General features: G+C 60.5%; 12 protein-coding genes. 6 read left to right on the top strand and 6 right to left on the bottom strand.

Annotated elements, in window-relative coordinates:
* The 3 genes from GY725_18930 to GY725_18920 all read right to left on the bottom strand — a co-directional run.
* Window positions 1–2,272: cytochrome C (locus GY725_18930; GenBank protein MCP4006263.1), on the bottom strand; the 2,272-nt coding region annotated here is incomplete at its 3' end.
* On the bottom strand, window positions 2,269–3,852 hold the full coding sequence (locus GY725_18925) for a cytochrome C (GenBank protein ID MCP4006262.1): 1,584 nt from the start codon (window positions 3,850–3,852) through the stop codon (window positions 2,269–2,271). The genes GY725_18925 and GY725_18930, both read right to left, overlap by 4 nt.
* On the bottom strand, window positions 3,827–4,651 hold the full coding sequence (locus GY725_18920) for a hypothetical protein (protein MCP4006261.1): 825 nt from the start codon (window positions 4,649–4,651) through the stop codon (window positions 3,827–3,829). The genes GY725_18925 and GY725_18920 overlap by 26 nt, the downstream gene beginning before the upstream one ends.
* A 290-nt stretch (window positions 4,652–4,941) precedes the next feature.
* Here GY725_18920 and GY725_18915 point away from each other — a divergent pair, with 290 nt between their 5' ends.
* Window positions 4,942–6,168, top strand: coding sequence for a VWA domain-containing protein (locus tag GY725_18915; GenBank protein ID MCP4006260.1), 1,227 nt, complete (start codon window positions 4,942–4,944; stop codon window positions 6,166–6,168).
* A gap of 34 nt (window positions 6,169–6,202) precedes the next feature.
* Here the strand turns inward: GY725_18915 and GY725_18910 are convergent, their stop codons facing one another.
* Window positions 6,203–7,438 carry a phytanoyl-CoA dioxygenase family protein gene (locus GY725_18910; protein MCP4006259.1) on the bottom strand — a complete coding sequence of 412 codons (1,236 nt, stop codon included), beginning with the start codon at window positions 7,436–7,438 and terminating at the stop codon, window positions 6,203–6,205.
* A 149-nt stretch (window positions 7,439–7,587) separates the two neighbouring features.
* Here GY725_18910 and GY725_18905 point away from each other — a divergent pair, with 149 nt between their 5' ends.
* The 3 genes from GY725_18905 (at window position 7,588) to GY725_18895 (ending at window position 10,854) form a co-directional block, all read left to right on the top strand.
* Window positions 7,588–8,862 carry a hypothetical protein gene (locus GY725_18905; protein MCP4006258.1) on the top strand — a complete coding sequence of 425 codons (1,275 nt, stop codon included), beginning with the start codon at window positions 7,588–7,590 and terminating at the stop codon, window positions 8,860–8,862.
* 141 nt (window positions 8,863–9,003) lie between these two features.
* Entirely contained in the window at window positions 9,004–10,023 is a 1,020-nt protein-coding gene (locus GY725_18900; GenBank protein ID MCP4006257.1) for an NADP-dependent oxidoreductase, read from the top strand.
* A gap of 87 nt (window positions 10,024–10,110) precedes the next feature.
* Window positions 10,111–10,854 (top strand): acetoacetate decarboxylase family protein, encoded by a 744-nt coding sequence (locus GY725_18895; GenBank protein MCP4006256.1) that lies wholly within the window; start codon window positions 10,111–10,113, stop codon window positions 10,852–10,854.
* Here the strand turns inward: GY725_18895 and GY725_18890 are convergent.
* Together GY725_18890 and GY725_18885 are read right to left on the bottom strand one after the other, a co-directional pair.
* Complete coding sequence (locus GY725_18890) at window positions 10,842–11,288, bottom strand: methylmalonyl-CoA mutase (GenBank protein ID MCP4006255.1); 447 nt, start codon at window positions 11,286–11,288, stop codon at window positions 10,842–10,844. The genes GY725_18895 and GY725_18890 overlap by 13 nt on opposite strands.
* Window positions 11,288–12,907, bottom strand: coding sequence for a hypothetical protein (locus GY725_18885; GenBank protein ID MCP4006254.1), 1,620 nt, complete (start codon window positions 12,905–12,907; stop codon window positions 11,288–11,290). The genes GY725_18890 and GY725_18885 overlap by 1 nt, the downstream gene beginning before the upstream one ends.
* 213 nt (window positions 12,908–13,120) lie before the next feature.
* Here GY725_18885 and GY725_18880 point away from each other — a divergent pair, with 213 nt between their 5' ends.
* Both GY725_18880 and GY725_18875 read left to right on the top strand, forming a co-directional pair.
* Window positions 13,121–13,777, top strand: a complete 657-nt coding sequence (locus GY725_18880) for a PaaI family thioesterase (GenBank protein ID MCP4006253.1) — start codon at window positions 13,121–13,123, stop codon at window positions 13,775–13,777.
* Window positions 13,778–13,798: 21 nt separating this feature from the next.
* Window positions 13,799–14,392, top strand: a complete 594-nt coding sequence (locus tag GY725_18875) for a DUF4136 domain-containing protein (GenBank protein ID MCP4006252.1) — start codon at window positions 13,799–13,801, stop codon at window positions 14,390–14,392.
* The last annotated feature ends 2 nt before the right edge of the window (window positions 14,393–14,394 follow it).

Below are 14,394 nucleotides of genomic sequence, written 5' to 3'. Positions count from 1 at the left end.
GGCAAGTGGTGCAACCGCTCGTGATGCCCGCGTGGCTGAAGGCTGCGGGGAGCCAGGCCGAAGTCGTGTGGCATTGCTCGCAGGTGTTCGAAGTCTGGATATGCGTAGGTGTCTTGCCCGTGGCTTGCACACCGTTGTGGCAGCTCGAGCATCCGCTCGTAACTCCGGAGTGGCTGAAGCTCGCCGGAATCCAGGCTTGGGTCCCGTGGCAATCCTGACAACTGTTGGTGCTCTGGATGTGAGTTGGCGTTTTGCCCGGGGCCTGGACACCGTTGTGGCAAGTGGTGCAACCGCTCGTGATGCCCGCGTGGCTGAATGCGGCGGGGAGCCACGCCGAGGTCGTGTGGCATTGCTCGCAGGTGTTCGAAGTCTGGATATGCGTAGGCGTCTTGCCCGCGGCTTGTACGCCGTTGTGGCAAGTGGTGCAACCGCTCGTGATGCCCGCGTGGCTGAATACGGCGGGGAGCCACGCCGAGGTCGTGTGGCATTGCTCGCAGGTGTTCGAAGTCTGGATATGCGTAGGCGTCTTGCCCGCGGCTTGCACGCCGTTGTGGCAAGTAGTGCAACCACTCGTGATGCCTGCGTGGCTGAAACCAGCGGGAATCCAGGACGCCGTATTGTGGCAATCCTCGCAGGTATTGGAACTCTGGATATGCGTAGGAGTCTTGCCTGCGGCCTGGCTGCCGTTGTGGCAGCTGGTGCAATCACTCGTGATCCCGGCATGGCTGAAGTTGCCCACGATCCACGAGCTGGTGCTGTGGCAATCCTGGCAGGCATTCGAACTGGTAATGTGACTATTCGTCTTCCCAGTGGCTTGAATACCGTTGTGGCAGTTATTGCAGCTGAGCGTGTTGCCTGTGTGATCAAAACTTCCGCCGTTCCATGCGGCCGTCGTGTGGCAACTCTCGCAGTCATTTCCGCTCGGAATGTGGTTTGCAGACTTGCCTGTTCCCTGGATGCCATTGTGACAACTGCTGCAACCGTTGGTGATTCCGCTGTGAGAGAAACTACCGCCCGTCCATGCAGCCGTCGTGTGGCAACTCTCGCAGTCATTTCCACTCGGAATGTGGTTTGCAGACTTGCCCGTTCCCTGGATGCCGTCGTGGCAACTGCTGCAACCGTTGGTGATTCCGCTGTGGGAGAAGCTGCCGCCCGTCCATGCAGCCGTCGTGTGGCAGCTCTCGCAGTCATTTCCACTCGGAATGTGGTTTGCAGACTTGCCTGTTCCCTGGATGCCATCGTGGCAACTGCTGCAACCGTTGGTGATTCCGCTGTGGGAGAAGCTGCCGCCTGTCCATGCGGCCGTCGTGTGGCAGCTCTCGCAGTCATTTCCGCTTGGTAGGTGGCTTGGGGACTTGCCCGTTCCCTGGATGCCATCGTGGCAACTGCTGCAACCGTTGGTGATTCCGCTGTGGGAGAAGCTGCCGCCCGTCCATGCGGCCGTCGTGTGGCAGCTCTCGCAGTCGTTTCCGCTTGGTAGGTGGCTTGGGGACTTGCCTGTTGCAAGAGTTCCTTCGTGGCAGGTGGCACATCCGGTCGTGACACCTGTGTGGTCGAAGCCTTCGGCTGTCCAGGAGGCGGTGGTGTGGCAACTCTCGCAGTCATTTCCGGTCGGAATGTGCGTGGCGGATTTGCCGGTCGCCACGACTCCGTCATGGCAGTTCAAGCAACCCGTGCTCGTGCCGCTGTGGTCGAAACTTCCGCCGGTCCAGGCGGCCGTTGTATGGCAGTCCTGGCAGTTGCTCGAACTCTGAACATGCCCTGGCGATTTCCCTCCCGCATTGACTCCATTGTGACAACTCGAGCAGCTGCCACTGGTGCCGGCGTGGTCGAAGCGGCCAACCGCGAAACTCAGCGTTCCGTGGCAAGTCTCACACGCTTCAGAGCTCTCGACGTGGGTCGGGCCCTTGGCCTTTGCGAAGATCCCGTTGTGGCATTTCGCGCAACTCGCGCTGATTCCGCCGTGATCGAAACGGGCGTCGCTCCAGGCCATTGTGCGATGGCAGTCCTCACAGCCGCGATTCGTGGGGACGTGAGAGACGGTCTTGCGCGTAGTGGCCAATTCGCTGGCCGTGCCGTGGCAAACAGCACAATTCGTGGGTGTGCCTTCGAAGACTCCCCTCACGTGACAGGACTCGCACGGCACGCGCTCGTGTACACCTGTGAGCGGGAACTGAGTTCGAAAGTGGTCGAAGTCGCTGGCGGTACGCTCTTGAGCGAATGCAGAGAGGGTCCAGATCAGGCACGTCAGCGTCAGCGAGACGAACTTCACCGAATTCTCCGGATGACGTTCCAACGCTCATTGGTGTGACAGCGAGCGCAATCGATGCCGAAGCGGCTCAGGTGAATATCGTCGTCTCGGTGACAGCTATTGCAAGAAGAAGAACGCGAGAGCTTGCCCTGGACCCTGGTCGTGTGGCAGTCGTGGCAGAGTCGGCCTTCGTGCGCACCGTCCAGTGCGAAATCCGTCTGCTGCGCATGGTCGAAAGTCCAGAAGTTCCATCCATTGGGGTTGTGGCAGTGTGAGCACTCGGAGCCCATGGTGCCCTTGTGGAAGTCATGAGATGCGTGGCATTCCTGGCAACTCGTCGAAGTATCCTGGAAGCGGGAGTTCGTATGGCACTCCTCGCAGGCGGCTGCGGCGTGGACTCCGAGCAGCGGAAACCGGGTCAGGTCGTGTTCGAAAAAGACACGTTTCGTCCAACCTTCCGCGTTGTGGCATTGCTCACAACTCTCTCCCTGCTGGCCTGCGTGCACATCGTCTCCGGGATGACAGTTCTGGCAGGTCCGGGTGACTTCCGCCTTTTCGAGGACGCCCGTATGGCATCGCAAGCAACTGACGGAGCGGTGGGCTCCGTGCAGGGGGAATACCGTCTGTCCGTGATCAAACTTTTCGTCCTTCCACGATTTCTCGCTGTGACACTCGACACAGTTCTCGCCAAAGCGTCCTTTGTGTTGATCATCGGCCCGGTGGCATGTGGCGCAGCTTCGTTCCAGCTTGTCTTGAATTGAAGGGCCGGTGTGACACGAATCACATGCGAGGGAACGGTGGCTTCCGCGCAGTGCGAAGTCGGTATCTTTGTCGTGCTGAAACTCGATTCGATCCCAGCCATGGGCCGTGTGGCAGGTTCGGCAGTCCCGGCCGTAACGTCCAGCGTGCGGGTCGTGAACGCCGTCGTGACACGAAATGCAGTCCGTTGGCGTCGGGGAATAGTGCTCATCAGGGTGACAGGAGACACAGGGCACCTTGGCGTGACGACCGATCAGAGGGAACTCGGTCTTCGAATGCTCGAATTCGGCCTTTCTCCAACTCGACTCGTCGTGGCAATCGGCGCAGGTCTCTCCGAGTGCCCCGCGATGCGGATCGTCTTCTCCGTGGCAATCGGAGCATTTCGCGGGTGCTTCCCGGTGAGGCCGACCCGTCTCGTGACATTTCGCGCAGGAAGCAGTCCGGTGTCGGCCGCGAAGTGCGTAGTCTGTGAGTGAATGGTCGAAACTGCTCGGGTCGAGTCCGACGACGTCTGCTTCGCGGCCGATGTGCTCGGTATGACAGCGGCTGCACTCTACCGAGCGAACTGTGGCGCCGCCGTGGAATCCCGCAAGGGCATTGATGTCGTCCGCGATGGGAGCGTGATCGTGACAGTCCAGGCAGAGTTCTCGCTGCTCGAGTTTGCGAAAGGGTCGATGGCATTGGCTGCATTCACCTTCGAACTCTGCGTGGGCTTCGATCACCGGACCCGGCATGATCAGGCGTTCCCAGTTCTGAGCGGCCACTGCCGGAGCGTACAGCCACAAGACCGCGACCAGGTACGCACTGCCCAGGCGCCTAATACATGTGGACGGCGACGACATGGATCGCTAGCGAGAGGATGGTGGTTACGAACAATGGGACGTGCACGGCATGCCAGAGCCGAAACAAGCGCTCATAGCAGGCAAACTCACCGACGCGGCCCGCGAGACGCAGATACTCGCGAGCGGCCGCTCGCTCTTCTCCGAGTGGGGCTTCGAGCAGCCGATCGCATCGTTCGCGCGTGCGGCGCGAAGCGGGGCCCAGTCTGGCCAATTGAAGACCCGCTGCGGATGCGCCGGGAGGCGAACTGCTGAACTCCCGCTCGAATTCTCGCAGCGGTCCCATGACTTCCGGAAACGCGTCCAAAAGTGGGCGCAGCTTGCCGTTCGCCTCCGTGAACTCCGCCAGTTTCTCTCGCAGGTGCAGGCGGCGCCCGTATAGGCCGTAGTGGATCTTCGCGTAGATCACGCGACCGACGACACCGCTACCCGCGACCAGGAGCATGGCCAGAAGCGCGATCGAACTATTGAGTGACCCGAACTTGAACCCACTGTGCAAGATGATGAGCAGCGGACCCGCGAGACCGAGCCACATGTGGATGCGGAACCAGGTTCGAAGTGGGCCGGCAGAACTCAACCAGCGCGCCCGCTTGCGCACCGAGTAGAGCAGAAGGAGCAGCATCATGGACGCACCCAGAACACCGAGTGCATAGCCGAGACCGGCCTCGGCCTGTACGTAGCGCTCATCTCGTACCCACCACGCAAACGCGAGCAGGGCGAAGCAGAGAGCTATCAGGATTCGCGAACCAGCCCCCGCACGGGCCGGGGCTTCGATCGAGTCCGCGTCCATTCTCACCACCATCTGAGTCAAACTACCGAAAACTCGCCAGTCGTCGACGTGACCACCGTCACTGTCGCTTCGTCGAAATCCGGAATGAACTCGTGATGTCACTCACGCCTCAAGATTGTGTAGCCGCTTCGACTCAGCGGAAGAGGCTCATTCAGATGGCCGCGGTGCTTTCGGCGATCTAGTATCCTGTTGTCGTGTCTCGTCGCAGATGTCCATATCCACCCTCGGTGTTGCTGATCTGTTTTCTGGCAGGTGCGGCTTCATGTATTCTTAATCCCGGCTTAATCTCTGCGGATCCGAGTTTGAGGCTCGTGGTCGAAACGCCGGAGAGTGGGGCGAAGATCGATAGTGACCAGGCGCTCGCCTTCGTCTCCGGGCGCGCTCTACGTCTGGCGGATGGCAATCCGTCGAGCTGGCTGCAGGCGTTCGAAGTCCTGATCGTCATCGACACCTCGGCCAGTACCCGCGCACCATCGGGTGCGGACGTCGATGGAGATGGACGGCTGGGCCGGATGCCCTTTGCGCAATGGCTGCCGTTTCTGCCGCGCTTCATCTCGCTGGAAAGTGATGACCTCGGCGACAGCATACTGGCCGCCGAGGTCGCCGCAGCCCGCACGCTGCTTTCGCAACTCGAACCCGATACCTCGCGTGTCGGCATCGTTGCGTTCGCAGGAGACGACTACAGTGAAGAACCGGATGCCTTCACGGTCGTTCCGTTGACCGATGACTACGCACAAGTGGAGGACGCGCTCGACCGCCTGCTCGAAATGGGTTCAGCGGGCATGACGAATATTCCGAATGCGATAGATGTTGCCGTTGCCGAGCTGTCGACCTTTAGCCGACGATCGAGCGACCCCGAGTATCGCAGCCGCAGGGTCGTTCTCTTCATGACTGACGGACAGCCAACTCTCCCGGTGCCGAACCGTCCAAGTGAGAATGCTCGTCGTGCGCTCGAGGCCGCGGAGCGCGCAGCTCTCGAGACCGTTCGCCTGCACGCCTTCGGTATCAGTCCGGAATCGACGGAGCAACCCGAAGTCCTGGAGGCTTTGGCTCACCTCACAGGCGGAACCTACACGGCCGTACGGCATCCCCGCGACCTGGTTGCGACCTTCAGTGACATTCGCCTGGCCGAGATCGCCGAGATCGAGATCGTGAACCGCACCAATCACGTTCCCGCCGAGTTTACTCACCTGGCTGCCGACGGGAGTTTCTCTGGCGTCGTCGAATTGACCGAGGGAGTGAATCAGGTCGATGTTCGCGCTCTTTCGAGCGATGGTCTCGAAGCGATGCAGACGATTGATGTGCACCTCTTGTCCGGGGCGGGACGTCAACGCCTGACCAGCCGGTTGCTCGAACGGCGGAGACGGCTGCTCGAGAATCGTCTGGACGAACTCGGTGAGGAGTTTCGCGACGCGCTTGCAGCTCAGATGGAGCGCGAACGCGCAGAAAGGCGCAGAGAGAAGCAGTTGGAGGTTGAGCTCGAAGAGGATGAATCCGGCGCGATACAGCTTCCAGCGGAGATGGAATAGAGCGATTGTCAGGTGACTCCCGACCCCCCTTGCTTCAGCCCGACTCGGCCTGGCGCGCTTCTTGAGCTGCTACATCCGAGAGATGTTCGACCTGACCGTCGTCGCGGCCCAGCAGGACGTCGTTGTAGGCACCTTTACGAGGGTTCGAACGCGCTCCCTCCCGGATGAAAGAGGTGAGAGCGCTGATGCGGTAGGTGCCCGGACCGTGGCCCCGCGGCGTAGGAGCCGCGTGCATGCAATCGCCGTAGTGCAGCGAAACGTCACCCGGTTCGGCAGCGATCGCGACGCCTCTGGGAGCCTTCGGATCGTCGGCATCGATCGGAACGCAGGAGCCATTCTGTGAACCCGGAAGCATTCTCAATTCGCCGGTCTGTTCGTTCAGGGGTTGCACGAAAGTCGACGTGATGATGAGGGGACAGTTCAAGGCGTGTCCTCCCATGCCGCAATCGCGATGCCAGGGCAGGTTGGAGAGTCCTTCCGCCATGTCCGGGTTCTTGAAGATCACCGTCGCGCAGTCGTCGCCGGCCTTTTCTCCGCGCGATTCGAGCTTGGTGTCGGACAGATCGATCAGGCCCGTGATGCGGGGGTCCCGATAGAGGCCTCTGAAGGAGTCGGCCCTTCCGGCGTTGGTCACGCGACACAGCACGGAATCTCCCGCCGCGTTCTTGCCCCACCAGGATTTCCGGTCCCCCTGAACTGCTGTGCGCCGGAGTTCTTCAGCTTGCTCCTGAAAGAGACTGACTTCTTGTGCGGAGAAGACCCGTTTGACGACCAGGTAGCCCGCATTGCGCAGGAAGTGCGTCATGTCGGTGCGATCGTCATCGAGCGTGAATGCAGTCGCGGGATCGAGGGGGGCGCCGTGACGGTCGGTCAGTTCGAACTCTTCTGGATTGAAGATCGGGCGGCCGTTGTAGATCGCGCGTAGAGCGGGTTCCCAGACCACCAGGCGGATCGCCTTGCCTCGAAGGCAATTGATTTCTCCGCGATACAACAGTCCAGGCGCGGTCTGAATCTCGTGAACGATTTCCTGCCAGGCTTCATGGCTCAGTTCGAGAACGGTTCGAGCGGTCTCGTCACCGGGCAGGATGTCGATTCCGTTGGAGCCGGTCGTGTAGGTGTACGCGCTGCCGCCGGCGATACGGAAGGCGAGTGAGCCGCGACGCTTTACTTCTGCGAACGCTAGTGCCCCGTTGCCTTCAGCCAGAAGCCTCGGGAGTTCGACCTGGTGGTATTCGTCGAAGTCGAGTTCGGAAAAACCGTCGGGCAACATCTCGTTGTTTCCAATCCATGTGTTGCAGGGATCATGTGTCGCGGATGTGAATTCATCCTATCACGCACGATCACGGGCGAACCTGGATCTCGATATCCCCGCAAGTGCAGAGTCTGGCGTGATACTCTCGGCCCATGTGTGATTCAGTCGTGGCCAGCGGAGCAAATACGAAGAGCAGACTGACACTCTTCGGCAAGAACAGTGATCGCAAAGCGGGTGAGATCCAGCCCTTTGTCCAGTTTTCCAGAGCAGAACATCTGCAAGGCGCCGAACTTCGCTGTACCCATATTTCGATTCCACAGGTACCCGAGACCTACAGGGTGATGGGCCATTCGCCCTGGTGGGTCTGGGGATTCGAGCACGGTGTGAACGAGCATGGAGTCGCGATCGGCAATCAGTCGGTGTTTTCACACCAGGAAGTCGAAGAAACTCCTGGGTTGATCGGCATGGATCTCGTGCGTCTCGCGCTCGAGCGCAGCGGTGATCGCAACGAAGCACTCGACTGTCTCACGAGTCTGCTCGAAGCCCATGGCCAGGGCGGGCCGGGATTCGCGCCGGGCGGGGGCGGCTATCACAACAGCTTCAGTATCGCCGATCCGAACGGAGCGATCTTTGTGGAAACTTCGGGCCGGCACTGGGTCGCGCGACAGGTCGAACTCGATTCGCTGTCGAACCACATCTGCACGGGCTCCGACTGGGATCGCTGCTCCAAGGACTTGGATAGCTATGTCCGCGGCGAAGGCTTCTGGAGCGAAGTGGGTCCGGTGCATCTGGAACGCGCCCTGCGCAACCCGCACGTTCCAGCACGTCTGTCAGAGGGTCGCTTGCGGCGATCTCGGGAACTTCTACACGAGGCGAAGGGTGGACTCGACGTCGCTGACATCCAGCGAATTCTGCGAGATCACGGTGATGGTTCAGCCATACCTTCGGCCGACGCCACAAGCGAAGATGAGGAGTTCTTCACACTCTGCATGCATAACGATCCGCCGGGACAGACCACCGCCAGCATGGTTGCCCTACTGCCCCAAGACCGTTCACGGCCTTGGCCGGTGTGGATCTCCTTCGGAATCCCCTGTAGTGGCGTCTTCCTTCCCGTCTATATCGATGGGACGCTGCCCGCGTCAATGGCCCGCGGAGCCGAAGAGGATGAAGCCGCTGGAGTTTCGATGTGGCTGAAGTTTCAAGGGCTCGAACTCGCGGCGGCGAAGAACCTCGAACGCAATATTCCCTTTTTGCGCGACACGTGGAAGCCTTTTGAGGCGAACCTGGAACTGGAGCGAAACCTGGCGGAGAGAGAAGCTGGTGCGCTCGTCGGTGAAGGGGATGAGAACGGCGCATCGCGTCGACTCACCCGTTTCATGGAAGAAACAGCCGCGCAGGTTATTCGGCTCGTAGAAGAACTCACGCAAAAATGCCGCGGCTAGTGTCTCGTCCTGCGGATTGTCAAGCAACCCAGAGGTTTGTCGACGATCTGTGAAACTGCGTCCGCGAGCGTTTCCCGAGACACTCTGGCCGGGGCGATGAAGTCCCGATGACGAAACCCCAATGAGAGTGGAAAACTACCGATGACCGAACGCATCAATCGTCAGTGGCTTCTGGCCCGCCGGCCTGTTGGTATGGTGAGCCCTTTGGATTTCGAGTTCAGGCAGGAGCCGATTCCCGAACTCGCCAAAGGTCAGTACCTGGTTCGCAATCTCTACATTTCCTTCGATCCCACGATGCGCGGATGGATGGAAGACCGAGAGAGCTATATGCCGTCGGTATCGATTGGTGAGGTCATGCGCTGCAGCGCGGTAGGGCAGGTCGTCGAGTCGAAGAACCCCGCGTTTGCAGAAGGCGATATCGTCAGCGGTCTGCTCGGAATGCAGGAGTACGCGGTCGCTGGGCAGGGTTTCGTTCACGGAGCTCCGGTGCCCGATGGGACCCCGTCGACCTGGCCACTCGGAGTGGTGGGTATCACCGGGATGACGGCCTATTTCGGTCTACTCGAAATCGGCAAGCCCGCGCCCGGTGAAACAGTGCTCGTCTCAGGCGCCGCCGGGGCGACCGGCTCGGTCGCCGCGCAGATCGCGAAGCTCGAAGGCTGTCGCGTTGTCGGGATCGCGGGTGGCCCTGAGAAGTGCGCGCTCTTGATGGATGAGTTCGGTCTGGACGGCGCGATCGACTACAAAGCCGAGGATGTAGGGCGACGCATCAGAGAGCTCTGCCCCGAGGGTGTCCATGTCTACTTCGACAATGTCGGCGGTTCGATCCTCGAAGCGGCCCTGGCCCATCTTGCGAGAGGTGCGCGGGTCGTTCTCTGCGGTGGCATCTCTGGCTACAGCGAGACGAGCCCACCGCCCGGACCCCGCAATCTGATGAACCTCGTGCTTCAACGCGGTCGCATGGAGGGTTTCATCATCATCGACTACGTGGCGCGTTTTCCCGAGGCCACAGCGAAGTTGGCCAAATGGGTAGGCGAGGGGAAGATCATCCACCACGAGGATATCCAGGAGGGAATCGAAAACGCTCCCGAGACCTTCCTTCGTCTGTTCCGAGGCCAGAACACTGGCAAGCAGCTGTTGAAGGTCGGCGACCCGATGTAACGAGCGGCGGGCCGCCTTTGGACGGCGGGCGGTATTCTGGCGAACTCGATAGTCGTTTTCTGTCTGGTGCAACGAAGGGAGAGTCACATGGCCAAGAAACGCGCGAGCCACCCGAAGAAGCGAGGCTATAGCATGCCTGAGCTATCCGGTCTCTACGGCAAGCCGCCGTTTGAGTACCGAGAAGCCAAGCAAATCACAGTCGAGTTTCAGACCGATCCCCGCGTCCTGCGAAAACTGGTGCCGTCGCCTTTGACTCCAAACAGGGACGCGAAGATGTTCGTTTCATCCGCCGAGTTTCTGTGCTCCGGATTCGGCCGCTACCTCGAAGCGCACGTCTACACCCATGCTACCTTTCAGCGCCGACTCGTCAATTTCAGTATCTATCTCGTTCTCGACAGCGACGTGGCCATCGGAGCGGGACGCGAGATCTGGGGTTTCCCGAAGAAGTTCGGACGTCTGAGCCTGGACATGAAAGACGATGTCGTCAGCACCCGCGTCGAACGCGGTGGACGCACGATCATCGATGCAGCTGTGCACCTCGCCGAACTCGGCACGGCGGAGGACCTGGGCGGCACTCCGGAGTGGATTGCGCACCGCTTCATTCCAAACGTATCGCTTTCGGCGCCACCCGATATCGATCAGCTGACTTCGACCACGCTGACCAACGTCGTCACCCATGACGTTCACAAAGGCGCAGCGACACTCGCGTTCGGTTCCTCACCCGCCGATCGGCTCGAGGTGATTCCGATCCATAAGGTCACCGGTGGGTTCTATTCCGACTATCAATTCACTCTAGGCGACGGCGAAGTCATCCACGATTACCTCGCCTGATCCTGCCGCCGGGCCTCGTCCTGCCGGTGTCGGCGGACTTTGGCGAGACTGCGGATCTGCTCCACGATCTCGTCAGCGTCGGCCCCGGGGCCGAATGCTGCGGCGACACCTTTCGCCTGGATCTCGTTCTTGTCGTCCCGAGAAAGTACCGACCCCCCAACCACGACGGGGATATTCAGTGCACGGCTGGTAAGAAGTCCGAATAGTTCATCGAGGTAGTACAGATACTCCCACGAGTGGCACGACAGCCCGATGACGTCGACACCTTCTTCGAGGGCTGCAGCAGCCACCGATTCCGGTGTCGCGAAGCGGCCCAGATAGATCACTTCCATGCCCGCATCGCGCAGCAGTCGCGCAACCGCGAACGCGCCAGCTTCGTGCTGATCGAGTCCGAGGATCGCGAGCAGAATTCGCACCGGCCGGTCGGCTGTCATCAGACAGGAGGCTCCATGTGGCCCAGCGGATCGTAGGCTTCACCGACGCCGAGGCGTAACGCTCCGGCAATTTCACCCTGGGTGAGGTCGGCTTCGAGCGCATCTGCAATCGGCTCGATGAGCCGGGTATCCGTCGCCGCGCCGGCCTCTCGGATTCGCGCGAACTGCTCGGCCACTGCGCCCGCATCGCGACTGTCTTTGAAAACTCGAATCTCGTCGATGCGGTCCCAACAAGGTTCGATCTTTGCCTCGCTGGAGTCGCGGAGCAATCTGTCCTGGTCTTCGGGGATCGAAAAGGCGTTCAGCCCGACCTGGGTTTCCGAACCGTTCCGGATCGCCTCCGCGCGGCGGGTCATCGCATTCTGAAATAGCTGACGAAACCAACCGCTTTCCGATACTTCTTTCAACGTGCCCGCTGACTCGATCTTCGCCACCATGTCGAGGATGCGTCGCTCCAGTTCATCGGTTAGAGATTCAACGAAGTACGAGCCTCCGAGCGGGTCGGCCACGCGGTCGGCACCGGCTTCGAGTTGCACGATCTGCTGAGTGCGAAGACTGACCATATGAGAATCGTGACTGGGCGTGCGGTAGGCCTCGTCGAAACAAGAAATTTCAACCGCCTGTACACCGGCTAGTGCGAGCGCGAGTCCCTGAATAGCACCGCGCGCGACATTATTGACCGGTTGGGCCATCGTCATCGAAAGGCCAGAGGTGTGCGCCGTGATCGCACAGGACCAGGAACGCGGGTCTTTGGCCGCGAACTCCTCGCGCATCATGCGCGCAAAGATGCGTCGGGTTGCGCGGATCTTTGCGACTTCTTCGAACAGGTCCATCCGACAGTTGACCAGGATGGCGATGCGCGGCGCGAATGAGTCGACGTCGATGCCTCGGTCAATCAGAGCGCGCACGATCTCGCGGATTTCAACGAAGCCGAGCGCCATCTCCTCGACACTGTTCAGGCCGCCATCGCTGATGTAGTAGGTGTCTTCCAGGAATGCGTGAAAACGCGGCATCTCACGTGCGGCGAACTCGATCGAATCGAGCGCGAGGCGCATTCTCAGATCGTAGGGCATGTGGATCTGGTAGCTGCAGTCTTCGCAATATGCGGGCAGTAGAATGGTCGATCCGCGCAACTCCCTTGGATCGAACCCGCGCCGCCTGGCCACCCGGTGGAGGGATGCAATCGCAAACGCACCCGGTGGCAGAGAGTGGGAGAATGTCAGTTCATTCAATGGCAGATCCGCGTAGAGATCCTCGAAGTCTCGAAGTCGGCAGATTGAAACCCCGGTGTTGCCCACGGCGTGCTGCGCCAGTGGGTGATCGGGATCGATCGCCGACATTGTCGGCGCGTCGCCGATCACATCCAGACCGCGAGCGCCCTTTTCGATCAGTTCGTGAAACTGTTCATTGGAACGTCGGGCGGAACCCTCACCGGATAATTCCTGCGAGATCCATGAATCCCGGGATCGGGGATTTGCCAGTCGGCCGCGCGTAAAGGGATATTCTCCCGGGTCATTGAGACGTTCTTGCGCGGCTTCGTCAGCGCTATCGGTGGACACATCGGCGGTCGTATAGAACGGCTGTAACGGAAGGCCAGATTGGGTCGTGCGCTCGGTCATATCGAGAAGTTATCACTCCGCATGGCACGGCAGGGTATCAGTGTAGCGATCATCCCAATCGGCAGAGACACATACCGAACAGCAGTAAGGTCGTGGGCGTATATCGGGCGCCGGAGAGACGCTCCTGATAGACTGCCGCTCGTGCCGGAAAACAAAGACCCCGACAATTCATCCGGGAGCTACTGGGACACCACCAAGTCGTCGGAGAACGGCATGTGGGAGCAGAAGCGTCGCCTCGCCCGGGCGATGCGCGATGTGATCGAACGGCTCGTTCCCAGCATGGCGCCGGAGGCGGAGCTCGCGGCCGCAGCTGACGCCCTCGAACGCTACGCGGAGCGGCTCAAGCGGCATCCCCGTCTGAGCAGTGTGCTCGGACATGCGGAGTCCGCCATGGCGGGTGATGTCGGGGCGTTCTTCGACCAAAGCCCCATGATCGGTCTGGCCAATCCACTTGCGCCGCCCCTGCGAATCTTCGAGACCGGCGAGCGCACGGCGGAAGCGCTCGGCACCTTCGGTTCGGCTTACGAGGGACCTCCCGGTTCCTTGCACGGTGGTTTTGTCGCCGCGGCTTTCGACGAAGTGCTCGGCTTCGTCCAATCGCTTTCGGGCAGTCCTGGTTTTACCGGGACCTTGACCGTGCGCTACCGCAGCCCAACGCCGCTACACACCGAGTTGCGGTTCAAGGCCGAGTATTTGCGCATGGAAGGGCGCAAGATCTACACCGAGGCACAACTGTTTGGCGAAGGGGTTCTGTGCGCGGAAGCCGAAGGCCTGTTCATTTCGATGCGACCCGGCGGAGTGGATGAACTGAACGAGCGCCGGGCGAAACAGGAAGCCAGGCTATCCGGAGCCGCTTCTGAGGATGACTAGAGAGGGGAGGAGGCCGAGGTGATGGAAGCTCGCGCCCCTCGGTTTTCCCGAGAGGGTCTTTCGCATCCAATCCCGAGCCCCGCGCTCTGTCGTGTGTTAGGTCTGTCACTCTGTGTACTTCTATCGGGTTGCGCGCGGCTCGTGGTGTTTACGGACTTCGATCCGAAGGCGGATTTTGCCTCACTGCGCAGTTTTGCCTGGCTGAGTGCGCCTGCGTCCGACACTCGCGATCGACTCGATCAACCGCTCTTGAACGACGGGATCCGTGCAGCGATCGAACGCGAACTTCTGGCAAAGGGTTTCACGAAGATCTCCGGTGGACGACCCGACTTCCGGGTTGGGCACCATCTGTCCCTGGAGTATCGGGTCGAACCGGAGAGTTTGGATCGGCGTTTTGGCTATGGGCCCCATTGGCACAGCGACGGCCGTCCATTTGCCAATCAGGCGGATTTCAAGCTCGGGACATTCGCGATCGACATCATAGATACCCGGAAGAACCGGCTCGTCTGGCGAGGTGTTGCACCCGGTGGATTGCCCCCGCCGCATTCGCGTCGGGATGGAGTCCGAATAGATGCAGTCATAGCCGAAGTGCTTTCCGAGTTTCCTCCTCGTTGACG

This window comes from bacterium (genome assembly GCA_024226335.1).
Classification (GTDB): Bacteria; Myxococcota_A; UBA9160; order SZUA-336; family SZUA-336; genus JAAELY01.
This window is presented reverse-complemented; position numbering and strand designations above follow the sequence as displayed.

Bases quoted from the DNA above. Each gene is read 5' to 3' on its own strand.
- GY725_18895 (MCP4006256.1), top strand. From the start codon at position 10,111: ATGGCCAAGAAACGCGCGAGCCACCCGAAGAAGCGAGGCTATAGCATG.
- GY725_18910 (MCP4006259.1), bottom strand. From the start codon at position 7,438: ATGTTGCCCGACGGTTTTTCCGAACTCGACTTCGACGAATACCACCAG.
- GY725_18925 (MCP4006262.1), bottom strand. From the start codon at position 3,852: ATGTCGTCGCCGTCCACATGTATTAGGCGCCTGGGCAGTGCGTACCTG.
- GY725_18920 (MCP4006261.1), bottom strand. From the start codon at position 4,651: ATGGTGGTGAGAATGGACGCGGACTCGATCGAAGCCCCGGCCCGTGCG.
- GY725_18875 (MCP4006252.1), top strand. From the start codon at position 13,799: ATGGAAGCTCGCGCCCCTCGGTTTTCCCGAGAGGGTCTTTCGCATCCA.
- GY725_18890 (MCP4006255.1), bottom strand. From the start codon at position 11,288: ATGACAGCCGACCGGCCGGTGCGAATTCTGCTCGCGATCCTCGGACTC.
- GY725_18880 (MCP4006253.1), top strand. From the start codon at position 13,121: ATGTGGGAGCAGAAGCGTCGCCTCGCCCGGGCGATGCGCGATGTGATC.
- GY725_18885 (MCP4006254.1), bottom strand. From the start codon at position 12,907: ATGACCGAGCGCACGACCCAATCTGGCCTTCCGTTACAGCCGTTCTAT.
- GY725_18900 (MCP4006257.1), top strand. From the start codon at position 9,004: ATGACCGAACGCATCAATCGTCAGTGGCTTCTGGCCCGCCGGCCTGTT.